This is a genomic window from Desulfurobacterium atlanticum (genome assembly GCF_900188395.1).
Classification (GTDB): domain Bacteria; phylum Aquificota; class Aquificia; order Desulfurobacteriales; family Desulfurobacteriaceae; genus Desulfurobacterium_A; species Desulfurobacterium_A atlanticum.
In genome coordinates, this window is sequence record NZ_FZOB01000017.1 from 16499 (window position 1) to 29106 (window position 12608).

Sequence of the window (12608 nt, forward strand, 5' to 3'; positions counted from 1 at the left end):
GAACGTTATGAGAGAGCTACTTTTTGTTGCTATTACTACTGCTTTAAAAGCCGGTGATGCTATTATGAAAATTTATGAAAGAGATTTTACCGTGGAAGAGAAGGCTGATAATTCTCCTCTCACAGAGGCGGATAGAGTGTCCCATAAAATAATAGTTACTCATCTTCATGATTTTCCCGTTCTTTCTGAAGAGGGGAAAGAGATTCCCTATGAGGAGAGGAAAAACTGGGAAAAGCTCTGGATTGTTGATCCCCTTGATGGAACTAAGGAATTTATAAAAAGAAACGGTGAGTTTACAGTTAATATAGCTTTTGTTGAAAAAGGTGTTCCTGTTCTTGGTGTTGTTTACGCCCCTGCTATAGGAGTTCTTTATTACGGTGGTCAGGGTTTTGGGGCTTTTAAAGTGGAAAACGGGGATTTTTCTTTTCTTGAGGATATTACATCCAGTGAGGTTTTCTGGAGAGAGCTCTCAAAAGTGGCAGTTTCTCTACCTGTAATTGATGATAGGAAAGAGATAGTTGTTGTTGCTTCAAGATCTCATAGAAATCCGGAAACGGAGGAATTTATAAGGCAGATTGAGAAAAAGTATGGAAAAGTTAAGACAATTTCTCAGGGTAGTTCTTTAAAGCTTACTGCTGTTGCTGAAGGGAAAGCTGATGTTTATCCGAGAATTGCTCCGACAATGGAGTGGGATACAGCAGCCGGGCAGGCTGTTGTTGAAGCGGCAGGGGGGAAAGTTGTTGAGTATGAAACGGGGAATCTTTTAAGATATAACAAAGAGAACCTTTTAAATCCCTATTTTGTTGCTTTTAGAAAGGGGTTCTTTGTATGAAATAGACATTTAGTTTTTTAGCATATAATATATTGACAACACCAGACAAGCTTTTTATAATTTAAAACGATCGGATTAAAATTAATATTTTTTTATCTTTAAAAAGGAGGATTTAATGGCAAAGTCAAAATCAAATTTACCGATACTTGATGAGAGAAAGCTTGAGGAAGGAGCTGAATGTTTAAAGGCTCTTGCGTCTCCTGTAAGATTGAAAATTCTTTTTAAGCTTAAAGAGCAACCTATGTGTGTAACGGACCTTGAGAAAGAGCTTGGCATTTCTCAATCTTCCCTTTCTCAGCATTTAAGGACTTTAAGGTATAAAGGAATAGTTGACAAGAAAAGAGAAGGGAATAAAGTTTACTATACAATAGCTTCTGATGCGTTTGTTCAGCTACTTGAAACGTTGCCACAGATCATATGTTTTAAAGGGTAAAGATTATGTTCAGGAAATTGTTTAGAAAGGAAATTTCTCAAAGTGAGGATACAAAATCTACCGTTCCTTCCGGTTTATGGATAAAGTGTAATGAGTGTAAAAGTTTGCTTTTCAAGGGTGAGCTTGAGAAAAATTTGATGGTCTGCCCGAAATGTGGTTTTCATTTTCCTTTAAGTGCGAAGGATAGGTTGTTTTACCTTTTTGATGATGGAGTGTATGAAGAGCTTGATGCAGAGCTTGAGCCAAAAGATGTTCTTGGCTTTTCCGACATTAAACCTTATACTGAAAGAATATCTTCTGCTCAGAGAAAAACAGGTTTAAAAGATGCTGTTGTTAACGCTAAAGGTAAAATAGAGGGTATTGAATCTTTTGTTTCCTGTTTTGATTTTAAGTTTATGGGTGGAAGTATGGGCTCGGTGGTCGGCGAGAAGATTACAAGGAATATAGAAAGGGCTGCCGATGAAGGTAAACCTTTTATCTGTATCTCCTCTTCAGGAGGAGCAAGGATGCAGGAAGGGATAATTTCCCTCATGCAGATGGCGAAAACATCAGCAGCCCTTGCTCGTCTTGAGGAAAGGGGGGTTCCGTATATATCTGTGCTTACCCATCCTACTATGGGTGGTGTATCAGCAAGTTTTGCGTTTTTGGGAGATGTGATAATTGCAGAGCCCGGAGCTCTGATAGGTTTCGCCGGCCCCCGGGTTATTGAACAAACTATAAAGCAAAAGCTCCCGAAAGGTTTTCAGAGGGCTGAATTTCTCCTTGAGCATGGTCTTATAGATATGGTTGTTGAAAGAGAAAACTTGAAATCGGTAATTGGACAGCTTCTTAAAACTTTCACCTCAAAGGTAAGTTCTGCGTGACAGCCTTTGAATCTTATTTCTTAAATAAAGAGTTTGTCTGGAAGCCTGGTCTTGAAAGAATTAAAAAGGCTGTGGCTTCTCTTGACTTTTCCTTTCCACCGTCTGTTATTGTTGCAGGAACTAACGGAAAAGGCTCAACTTCGTCGTTTATTGCGTCAATTTTAAAAGCCCACGGTGTTAGAACAGGTCTTTTCACTTCTCCTCATCTTTTAGAGTTTAATGAAAGGTTCAGAATTGATCTTGAACCTGTTGATACAGGTCTTCTTGATAGGGCTTTTCTGAACCTTTTACCTGTTATAGAGGAAAATAGTCTTACCTATTTTGAGGCTGCTTTTCTTCTTTCCCTTTATCTCTTTAAGGATTGTGATTTTGTAGTTTATGAGGTTGGGCTTGGGGGAAGGCTTGATGCAACAAACAGTATAGAGCATAACCTTGCTGTTATAACCCATATAGATTATGACCATAAGGATTATCTTGGAGAAACTATTGAAGAGATTGCAACAGAGAAGTTGCATGTTGTGAAAAATAGAATTCCGGTTGTTATTTCCCAGAACAGAAAAGTTGTTTTTGATATTGCGACAGAGTTTACAGATGAGATTTACGCTTTTGGCAGTGATTTTAATGTTTTTTCTGTAAGAGTAACTTCTGAAGGCACTAAAGGAATTTACAGTGATAAAGAAATAACATTTCCTTTTAACCTTTCTGTTTATGGAAAACATCAGGCAATAAATGCTGCCACAGGGATATTTACTGCGAAGAAAGTTTTGAAAGAACTTTTGTGTCTGAAAGTTGATATTTCAAAGATTAAAGGTGCGGTTTCTTCTGTTACAATTCCCGGCAGGTTTGAGATTTTAAGGAGAAAACCGTTTTTTATTGTTGATGTTGCTCACAACATTGATGCTGTAGGAAGGTTTGTTGAAACTTTAGGGATGTTAGGTATTTCAGTTGATATTGTTTATTCTGGATTAAAAGATAAAGATTTTAACGCTATTTTTAAACTTTTTAAAAGCTACACAGATGAAGCAGGAACAGAGCTTTTTCTCGTTCCTATCAAAAATCCCAGGGGTTTTTCTTACAAGGAACTTAAGGAGAAGTATGGAAAAGAAGCAACTGTTCTTGAAAGTTTAAAAGGAGAAGTTCTTAAAAAAGATGTGGCGGTTGTTGGTTCATTCTATCTTATCTCTGATGTTCTTAATGGCAATTTCAAGTAGCTTCTTTTCCTCTTCTGTCAATTTTTCTTCTTTTATAAGCTTCTTTATGGTTTCAGGGTTTTTTCTGTATGTTTTTTCAAAAGATTTTATTTTTCTCCACTCTTCTATCTTTTTATGATTACCAGAAAGGAGCACTTCAGGCACTTTCAACCCTTTAAACTCAGCAGGTCTTGTGTAGTTTGGATATCCCATAAGCCCTCTATCCATGAATGAGTCAGCCTTTAGAGAGTCTTCGCTTCCCAGCACTCCGGGAATAAGTCTGATTGTGGCATCAAGGATAACCATTGCAGGAAGTTCTCCACCTGTTAGAACGTAATCTCCTATGGAGATCTCTTCATCTACTATAGATTTAACTCTTTCGTCAACACCTTCATATCTTCCGCATATTATAAGAATGTTGTCTTTTTTGGAAAGTTCAACAGCTTTTTTCTGAGTGAACGTTTCTCCCCACGGTTCTGTTAGTATAACGTAAGGTTTCTTCTGCCGCTGTTTTACTACTTCTTCATATGCTCTAAATATTGGCTCTGGTTTAAGAACCATTCCGGGACCACCGCCGTATGGAACGTCATCAACGGTTCTGTGTTTATCCGTTGTGTAATCTCTTAGATTATGAATTTTAAGGTCAACCTTTCCTGAGGAGATAGCTCTTCCTATAACTCCTTCTGATATAAATCCGGAGAAAAGATTTGGCAGCACTGTAAGAACGTCAAAAACGGGCATTACACAAGACCTTCTATGGGAGTTATTACGATTTTTTTGGCTTCTTTGTCAATCTCTTTTATAAACTGATTTATGAACGGTATCAGTGCTTCTTTTCCGTTTTCTTTTTCCACTACAAGGATGTGGCTTGCCGGCATTTCAAGAATCTCTTTTACTTTACCAACTTTTGTTCCATCTTCTGTTTCAACGATGGAATTTATAAGATCCTCAAAAAAGAATTCATCTTCCTCAAGGGGAATAAGTTCATTTTTCTTTATAAAAAGTGATGTATTGATAGCAGTTTCAGCACTGTTTCTATCTGTTATCTCTTTAAATTTTATTATGAAAAGGTTTTTGTAAGGTTTTACAGTATCAACTGTGAACGTTTTTTTTGAAACCCCTCTGTATCCTGTCAACTTTCTCGTTTCTTTAAGCTGTCTTTCAAAAATTTCCGTTTCAGGTTTAACCTTTACTTCTCCTTTTATTCCGTGAGCTCCAACAATTTTTCCTATTAAAACCTCATCTTTTTCAGGCTGCTTTTTTCTTCTTTCAAGAATCTTTTTAATTGTTCTTTTTTTCATCTGTTGCCCCGTTGTAAGTAAAGGGGGGATTTCCCCCTTTGTTAGTTATCTTTATCTTCTTTGATTTTTTCTATGACAAACTTTTTGAGCCTTTCCTGAACGTCCTCTTCAGACTTTGGAGGTTCTGCTTCAGCGTGTGTAGCTTCTTTTATAAGACCTTTGGATTTTAGGTGTTCCAATACTTCTTTACCAAAACTTACAGGTCTTCCCTGTGGATCTATAAATATATGCTGGGTAAATCCAACAGCAAGAACAGCTTCGTCTCTTATAATTCTGTAGTCAAACCTTATTCCTCTTGATTCTATGTTTGTTATGGCGGTTTCTATGGTTATAAGATCGTCGTAAACTATAGGTGCCATGTATCTACATGCAGTTTCCACAACGGGCATAAGAATCTGTTTTTGCTGTAGAATTTGTTTGTATTCAATGCCAAGAGCTCGGAAAAGCTCTGTTCTTCCCCTTTCAAAAAGATGGAAGTAGTTTGCGTAGTACATAACGCCGTAAGCGTCTGTTTCTCCCATTGTAACTCTGTATTGCATAGTTCCAACTATTACCTGCTGTTCCTGCTGGTTTTGCTTCTGTTCTTCTGCCATAGTTCCCTCCCTTTAATGTCTGAAATGTCTTATACCTGTAAATACCATTGCGATGTTGTGTTCATTAGCAGCTTCTATAACTTCTTCATCTCTGATAGAACCGCCTGGCTGTATTATCGCTTTCACACCTACTTTTGCTGCTTCGTCAACACTGTCTCTGAACGGGAAAAACGCTTCACTTGCAAGAACGCAGCCTTCCATTTCAAGTCCCATCTCTTTTGCTTTTTTAGCTGCACATTTTGCTGCGTCCACCCTTGAAGTTTGTCCAACTCCTATTCCTATTGCAATGCCGTCTTTTGCGTAAACTACAGAGTTTGACTTTACCCATTTTACTACTTTAAATGCAAATAGAAGATCTTCCCATTCATTTTCATTCGGTTCTCTTTCTGTAACAACCTTTAACTTTTCAGGGTCAAGAGTTATAAGGTCTCTGTCCTGTACAAGCATTCCGCCTACAACTTTCCTGTAATCGAAAGGAGAGGTTTCCCCTTTATTTATTAACTTATCCATACTGTCTAATTTAAGTACTCTCAGGTTCTTTTTTGTTTTTAGAATGTCTAAAGCTTCTTCAGAGTAATCTGGAGCGATTATACATTCATAAAACCTTTCTGTTATAAGTTTTGCAGTGTTTTCATCAACAGGACAGTTAAAAGCTATGATTCCTCCAAACGCTGAAACAGGATCAACTTTTAAAGCTTTTTCATAGGCATCGGAGGCAGAGTTGCCAATAGCTATTCCGCAGGGGTTTGCATGTTTTATAATGGCACAAACTTTCTCTTTGTTTGGGTCAAATTCAAGGACAAGGTTTAGTGCACCATCTATATCATAAATGTTATTAAACGATAACTCTTTCTCTCCGTGAATTTTCTTTGCGGTTGATATACAGGGTTCATCTATAAAGATTTCTTTGTAAAATGCGCCTCTTTGGTGAGGGTTTTCTCCGTACCTTAAATCCTGCACCTTTTCAAAAGTGATTGTTAGTGGATTTCTCATTTCTGGTGGCTCTGTTAAAAATTCGCCGTTTTCATTAACTTTAAAAAGATAGTCTGTTATTACAGCGTCATAGTGAGCTGTGAGATTAAAGGCTTTTTTTGCAAGATAAAATCTTGTTTTTAGAGAGATTTTTCCAGTTTGCTCCAATTCTTCTATTATTTTTTTATAATCGGAAGGATCTGTAACTATTGTCACATACTTAAAGTTTTTTGCTGCAGCCCTTACCATCGTTGGGCCACCTATATCTATATTTTCAATTATTTCCTCAAAAGATTTTTCACTTTTAACGGTTTCTTTAAATGGATAAAGGTTGACGACTACAATGTCTATCGGCTTTATTCCCAGGTCTTCCATTGTTTCAATATGTTCTGGATTATCCCTTTTTGAAAGAATTCCTCCGTGAACTTTTGGATGCAAAGTTTTAATCCTGCCTTCCATAATTTCAGGAAATTCTGTTAATTCTGATATTTCTTTAACCGGAACACCGTTTTCTTTAAGGAGCCTGGCAGTTCCCCCTGTTGAGATGATTTCAATGCCTAAATTGTAAAGAGATTTTGCAAAGTCCACTACACCTGTTTTATCAGAAACGGATATAAGGGCTCTTACAGGTTTCAATATTTACCTCCTGTGGTATATTATTCAGGCTGAATTTTATCAAACTGAAGGGAGATTATCGTGCCTGAAGTTAAAAAGCTTTTAGAGAAAGCCGGCTCGTCTCTGCTAACATTGAGTGTTTATCTTCTTGCTCTTACTATTCCTGTTTCTATAGCTGGAGATAATATAGCTATAGGTTTGGGTATTTTGGGCTTTCTTTTATTGTTTGTTTCCGGGAGTAGGATCTGTTTTCCGAATGTTAAGCCTCTTGGCTTATTTTTAATTCCGGAAGCTTTTGGTGTTTTGCTTTCAAAAAACGTATTAAAGGCGTGGCAGGAAACATCCTGGAATACCAATCTTGTACCGTTTTTCCTGGTGTATGATAGATTAAAGAGAGGTCTAAGTCTTGAAATGTTGATGAAGCTTCTGTCTTTTAGCTCTGTAGTGTCAGTTTTAGTGCTTTTATTTGAAGCTTTTACTCATAGAAGTTGGAAAAGCGTTTCTTTGGAGAGGATTTTTTCCGTTAAATTTTACATGGTTCCCGTAAGACCCGTAGGTTTTTTTGATCATCCTTTAACGGCAGCAGGGGTGTTAATTTTACTTTTTTTTCTATTTCTGGGTTTATTTTTTAAAGAGAAAAATAAACTTTATCTGATTACCACAATAAGTTTATTTTTTGGTGTTCTGTTAACTCAGAGCCGTTCATATTGGATAGGTGTTACCATTGGTTTAATACTATTTTTTTCCTTCATTTTCCGAAAAAAATCGTTCATTTACCTACCTATCTTTTTTACTTTGGTCGCTGGCTTGGTTTTTTCTGTTCCTTCCTTCAAAAATAGACTTAAAAGCATTACAGATACAAGACATAACATGAGTAATGTTATCAGACTTATAATCTGGCGTTCTCATCTGAGGGCGTTTGATGAGAAATTTTCTTTAAAGGAAAAGATTTTTGGGGCGCCAGTTGTTGGAAATGACTACTGTTGTGAATATATTCCGGAAAGTTATGAAGCTATTTTAAAGAAGAAACCGCCAAAGGTTGAGAATTTATGTGATAGAAATTTTTTCCACTGTTTAAGTCATAGTATATATGTAAGGTATCTGACGGATTACGGTGTTTTGGGAGTTTTAGGATATGTTTCTTTTATGGCATATTTAGTGGTGGTTAATCTTGTGTCTTTCCGCAGGTTTTTGGATCCGGTGTTCGCTGCTTTCAGCACAATGTATCTTGGATTTGCAGTGGCAGGTTTTTTTGAGAATAATTTTACTGATTCAGAGGTTAAAATCTGCTTTATGTTTATACTTGGAATAAACTTTTATCTGCTTTCGCAAGTAAAGAATTCTACTAAGCGAGGTGTAAGTTAAGTTGAGAAATAGAATAAGAGTTCTTGAGATAATAGACGGAGTTGGATGGTGCGGAACGAAAGAACAAACGTTCCTTATATCCTGTCAGCTTTCAAAATATTTTGATGTTGAGATGGCTCTTGCTTCTAGTAATAGGCATCTAAGAGATAGGCTTGAAGGTAAAATACCGCTCCATTTTTTTCAGAAAGGTGAAGGGAATGAAAAGTTTGACTTTAATGTTTACAAGACTCTTTATAGAATAATTAAAAATGGTAATTATGATGTTATTGTTCCAAATTCCTCTGGAGCTTTTAACTTTCTCCTGCCCATCTGGCCTTTTATAAAGAAAAAGCCAAAGCTTATAGGTATGAGAAGGTCGGGTTTTGTACCTTCTTTTCTATCTAAAAAATTTAAGTATGGAATAGCAGATGCTATTGTTGTTGTTTCAAAAGATGTGGGTTTAATGCTTAAAGAAAAAGGATTTTTCCCGGACAAAATTCATATAATAGAAAGTGGAATTGATCTTGAAAGATTTAAGCCGTCTGATAAATATAGAGAGGAAAAAAGGAGAGAGTTCAGAATTAGGTCGGGAGAAAAGCTTTTTGTCAATGTTGCGAATTTTCAACCTTGGAGAAAGGGACAGGATGTTCTTTTAAAAGCCTTTTCTAAAGTTGCAAGTTCTGGGTGGCGTTTAATGCTTGTAGGTCATGATACAGATTCAGCAGAAGCTCGTTCTCTTGCAAGACAGTTTGGGGTTGAAGATAAAGTTATTTTTGCTGGATTTAGGTCAGATATTGAGAAAATTCTTCAGGCGGCAGATTATTTTGTTCTTTCCTCAAATTCTGAAGGTATAGCAGGTGCACTTTTACAGGCTATGGCATCAGGGAAAGTTGTTATTTCCACCCTTGCAGGTGGTATAGGAGAGTATCTTAAAGATGGAGAAAACGGCTTTGCCGTTCCTGTGGGAGATGTTGATGGTCTGGCAGACAGGATGGTGAAAGCGGTTAATTTATCTTCGTCTCAATATGCTGAAATTTCTAAAAGGGCAGTTGAAACGGCAAAGAAATACTCTATTGAGGAAACGGGAAGGAAATGGAAAGAGCTTATTGAAAGTTTGTGTTCTTGAAAATTTGCACATTATTTAATAAATTCCCATCTTGCGATATAAGGCGGCTTGACAATAGGGTTTCTATTTGCTTATATTCAACCGCCAAACTATATAGGAGGAGATAGTATGCCCACAATTAATCAGCTTGTTAGAAAAGGGCGTGAGAAAAAGATTAAACGCTCTAAATCACCGGCTCTTCAGGGTAACCCTCAGAAGAGAGGAGTTTGTGTAAGGGTGTTTACAACAACACCTAAGAAGCCAAACTCTGCTCTTAGAAAGGTTGCAAGGGTAAGACTTTCAAACGGAATTGAAGTTACAGCTTACATTCCAGGTATTGGGCACAACCTTCAGGAGCACTCTGTTGTTCTTGTTAGGGGCGGAAGAACTAAAGACCTTCCGGGTGTTCGTTATAAAATCATTCGTGGTGCCCTTGATGCTGCTGGAGTTGAAGGAAGAAGACAGTCAAGGTCTAAGTATGGAACTAAGAAACCTAAAGAGAAAAAATAAAATTTGTAGGAGAGGAAAGGCATGCCAAGGAAAGGACCAGTTCCACCAAGAGAGATAATTCCCGATCCTGTATATGGAGATAAGCTTGTTGCAAAGCTTATTAACAAGGTTATGAAAGACGGGAAAAAGAGTGTGGCTGAAAAGATTGTTTACGGTGCTTTTGACATTATAAAAGAGAAGCTTGGAGAAGATCCACTCTCAGTATTTCACAAAGCTGTAGAAAATGTAAAACCTATAATGGAAGTACGTCCACGCCGTGTTGGTGGTGCCACATATCAGGTGCCTATGGAAGTTAGACCAGAAAGACAGATACATCTTGCTTTAAAGTGGATCGTGGACGCTGCACGTGCTCGTTCTGAGCGCGGAATGGTTAATAGGCTTGCAAATGAGCTTATTGATGCTTACAACCAGAAAGGTGGTGCGTTTAAGAAGAGAGAAGATACCCATAAAATGGCCGAAGCCAACAAAGCTTTTGCCCACTATAGATGGTAAATTTAAAAGAATTTGATGGAGGCCGTTGTGAGTAAGGCTGCTGCTAAACAGATTAAAGTTCCACTTGATAAAGTTAGAAACATAGGTATTATTGCCCATATTGATGCGGGTAAAACGACTACAACTGAAAGGATTCTTTACTATACAGGAAGAATCCACAAGATAGGTGAAGTGCACGAAGGTGCTGCTGAGATGGATTGGATGGAGCAGGAGAAAGAGAGAGGTATTACAATTACCTCAGCTACAACAACCTGCTTCTGGAGAAACCATCGTATAAATATTGTTGATACTCCAGGTCACGTTGACTTTACAATTGAAGTTGAACGTTCTCTCAGGGTTCTTGACGGTGCTGTAACTGTACTTTGTTCTGTTGGTGGAGTTCAGCCACAGACAGAAACGGTATGGAGACAGGCTGACAAGTATAAAGTTCCAAGAATAATTTTTGTTAACAAGATGGATAGAATAGGTGCCAATTTCTTCCAGGTTGTAAATGATGTGGAAGAAAAGCTTGGTGCAAAACCTGTTCCTATTCAAATTCCAATAGGTGCGGAAGATAACTTTAAAGGTGTTGTTGACCTTGTAAGGATGAAAGCGATTATCTGGGAAGAGGAAACTTTAGGTGCTAAATTCCACGAGGAAGAGATTCCAGAAGACCTTATTGAAACTGCTGAAGAGTACAGGGAAAAGCTTATAGAGGCTCTTGCAGATGTTGATGAAGAGATAATGATGAAGTATCTTGAAGGAGAAGAGATAACAGAAGATGAGATAAAAGCTGCTATAAGAAAGGGAACTCTTGAAATTAAGTTTTTCCCGATGATTTGTGGTTCTGCTTTTAAAAACAAAGGTGTTCAGCCTCTTCTTGATGCAGTTGTTGATTATCTTCCTTCACCTCTTGATGTGCCTCCAATTAAAGGTATAAATCCAAAAACAGGAGAAGAGGAAGAAAGACCAGCTTCCTATGATGCTCCTTTCTCTGCTCTTGCATTTAAGATTCTTACAGACCCTTATGTTGGCCAGCTGACATTTATCAGGGTTTATTCGGGACTTCTTGAATCAGGTTCTTATGTATTTAACGCAACAAGAGGGAAGAAGGAAAGACTTGCAAGGATTCTTCGTATGCATGCAAATAAAAGAGAGGAGATTCCAGTTCTTGGTGCCGGGGATATTGCTGCAGCTGTTGGACTGAGGGATACATATACCGGGGATACTCTTTGCGATCCTGATCATCCTATTATTCTTGAAGCTATGGAGTTCCCTGAGCCTGTTATATCTGTTGCTGTAGAGCCTAAAACTAAGGCAGACCAGGAGAAGCTCTCTCTTGCACTTCAAAAGCTTGCAAAAGAAGACCCTTCGTTTAGAGTTTCAACCGACCATGAAACTGGACAAACAATTATTTCTGGTATGGGAGAGCTCCACCTTGAAATTATTGTTGATAGATTAAAGAGAGAGTTTAACGTTGATGTTAATGTTGGTAAGCCTCAGGTTGCTTATAGAGAAACCATTAGAAAAGAAGTAACACAGGAAGGTAAATTTATCAAGCAGACAGGTGGTAGAGGTCAGTACGGTCATGTATGGCTTAAGATAGAGCCTCTTGAGCCTGGTAAAGGTTTTGAGTTCCATGAAACTATTAAAGGTGGTGTGGTACCAAAAGAATACATCCCTGCTGTTGAGGCTGGTGTTAAGGAAGCTATGGAAACAGGAGTTGTTGCAGGTTATCCTATGGTGGATATAAAAGTAACGCTTTTTGATGGTTCATACCACGAAGTTGACTCTTCTGAAATGGCGTTTAAGATTGCCGGTTCTATGGCTTTTAAAGAGGGTGCTAAAAAAGCAAATCCTGTTCTTCTTGAGCCTATTATGGAAGTTGAAGTAACAACTCCTGAAGAGTTTATGGGCGATGTTATAGGTGATCTTAACAAGCGTCGCGGTAGAGTTCAGGGAATGGAAGCAAGAGGGAACGCGCAGGTTATAAAGGCTTATGTTCCACTTGCTGAGATGTTTGGTTACGCAACAGACCTTCGTTCTATGACTCAGGGAAGAGCAACATACATTATGAGATTTAGCCATTACGAGGAAGTTCCGGCTAATGTGGCTGAACAGATAATTGGAGAAAGAAGTAAATAAAAAAGATTGAATTTTTGGATAAAATCCCCCTTCTTTTGGGGGATTTTTCTTATAAGGTCTTTACAATTGCAGTGAAAGGAATATAATTTCACCCTGCGAAAAATTTTTTGTTCTTTTAAAATGCAATAAGGTGATTTAAGGAGGAATAAAATGGCTAAAGAAAAATTTGAAAGGACCAAACCCCACAAGAACGTGGGAACTATAGGACACGTAGACCATGGTAAGACAACACTA

At 37.8% G+C, this 12608-nt stretch carries 14 protein-coding genes; 10 read left to right on the plus strand and 4 right to left on the minus strand.

All coding sequences use genetic code 11. The annotated features are described in order from the left end of the window. Positions 1 to 7: 7 nt before the first annotated feature. The 4 genes from cysQ (at position 8) to CHB58_RS08635 (ending at position 3339) form a co-directional block, all read left to right on the plus strand. Entirely contained in the window at positions 8 to 832 is an 825-nt protein-coding gene (cysQ, locus tag CHB58_RS08620) for a 3'(2'),5'-bisphosphate nucleotidase CysQ (RefSeq protein ID WP_089323706.1), read from the plus strand. 115 nt (positions 833 to 947) lie between these two features. Continuing rightward, positions 948 to 1265, plus strand: coding sequence for an ArsR/SmtB family transcription factor (locus CHB58_RS08625; protein ID WP_089323707.1), 318 nt, complete (start codon positions 948 to 950; stop codon positions 1263 to 1265). A gap of 5 nt (positions 1266 to 1270) precedes the next feature. Beyond that, complete coding sequence (gene accD / locus CHB58_RS08630) at positions 1271 to 2128, plus strand: acetyl-CoA carboxylase, carboxyltransferase subunit beta (RefSeq protein WP_089323708.1); 858 nt, start codon at positions 1271 to 1273, stop codon at positions 2126 to 2128. Continuing rightward, complete coding sequence (locus CHB58_RS08635) at positions 2125 to 3339, plus strand: bifunctional folylpolyglutamate synthase/dihydrofolate synthase (protein ID WP_089323709.1); 1215 nt, start codon at positions 2125 to 2127, stop codon at positions 3337 to 3339. Before accD ends, CHB58_RS08635 begins: the two co-directional genes overlap by 4 nt. Here CHB58_RS08635 and trmD read toward each other — a convergent pair. Genes trmD through purH form a run of 4 tightly spaced genes read right to left on the minus strand, consistent with a single transcriptional unit; the run spans position 3295 to position 6820 of the window. Continuing rightward, positions 3295 to 4059 (minus strand): tRNA (guanosine(37)-N1)-methyltransferase TrmD, encoded by a 765-nt coding sequence (gene trmD / locus CHB58_RS08640; protein WP_089323710.1) that lies wholly within the window; start codon positions 4057 to 4059, stop codon positions 3295 to 3297. The genes CHB58_RS08635 and trmD overlap by 45 nt on opposite strands. Then, a complete protein-coding gene (gene rimM, locus CHB58_RS08645) occupies positions 4059 to 4619 on the minus strand; it encodes a ribosome maturation factor RimM (protein WP_089323711.1) in 561 nt (186 codons plus the stop codon). Before rimM ends, trmD begins: the two co-directional genes overlap by 1 nt. A gap of 41 nt (positions 4620 to 4660) precedes the next feature. Further along, on the minus strand, positions 4661 to 5212 hold the full coding sequence (locus CHB58_RS08650; protein WP_089323712.1) for an acyl-CoA thioesterase: 552 nt from the start codon (positions 5210 to 5212) through the stop codon (positions 4661 to 4663). 12 nt (positions 5213 to 5224) lie between these two features. Beyond that, the gene (purH, locus tag CHB58_RS08655) at positions 5225 to 6820 is read right to left on the minus strand and encodes a bifunctional phosphoribosylaminoimidazolecarboxamide formyltransferase/IMP cyclohydrolase (RefSeq protein WP_089323713.1); all 1596 of its coding nucleotides are present in this window, start codon (positions 6818 to 6820) and stop codon (positions 5225 to 5227) included. Positions 6821 to 6880: 60 nt separating this feature from the next. Here purH and CHB58_RS08660 point away from each other — a divergent pair, with 60 nt between their 5' ends. The 6 genes from CHB58_RS08660 to CHB58_RS09170 form a co-directional block, all read left to right on the plus strand. Further along, entirely contained in the window at positions 6881 to 8164 is a 1284-nt protein-coding gene (locus CHB58_RS08660; RefSeq protein ID WP_089323714.1) for an O-antigen ligase family protein, read from the plus strand. A gap of 1 nt (position 8165) precedes the next feature. After that, positions 8166 to 9269, plus strand: a complete 1104-nt coding sequence (locus tag CHB58_RS08665) for a glycosyltransferase (RefSeq protein ID WP_089323715.1) — start codon at positions 8166 to 8168, stop codon at positions 9267 to 9269. Positions 9270 to 9377: 108 nt separating this feature from the next. Continuing rightward, positions 9378 to 9758: a 30S ribosomal protein S12 gene (rpsL, locus tag CHB58_RS08670; RefSeq protein WP_089323716.1), complete on the plus strand. Its 381-nt coding sequence runs from the start codon at positions 9378 to 9380 to the stop codon at positions 9756 to 9758. Between the two features lie 21 nt (positions 9759 to 9779). After that, positions 9780 to 10250, plus strand: coding sequence for a 30S ribosomal protein S7 (rpsG, locus tag CHB58_RS08675; RefSeq protein WP_089323717.1), 471 nt, complete (start codon positions 9780 to 9782; stop codon positions 10248 to 10250). 51 nt (positions 10251 to 10301) lie between these two features. Next, positions 10302 to 12374, plus strand: a complete 2073-nt coding sequence (gene fusA / locus CHB58_RS08680) for an elongation factor G (RefSeq protein ID WP_425478101.1) — start codon at positions 10302 to 10304, stop codon at positions 12372 to 12374. 150 nt (positions 12375 to 12524) lie between these two features. Continuing rightward, the coding region (locus CHB58_RS09170; RefSeq protein ID WP_245807354.1) for a GTP-binding protein at positions 12525 to 12608 on the plus strand (84 nt) is incomplete at its 3' end.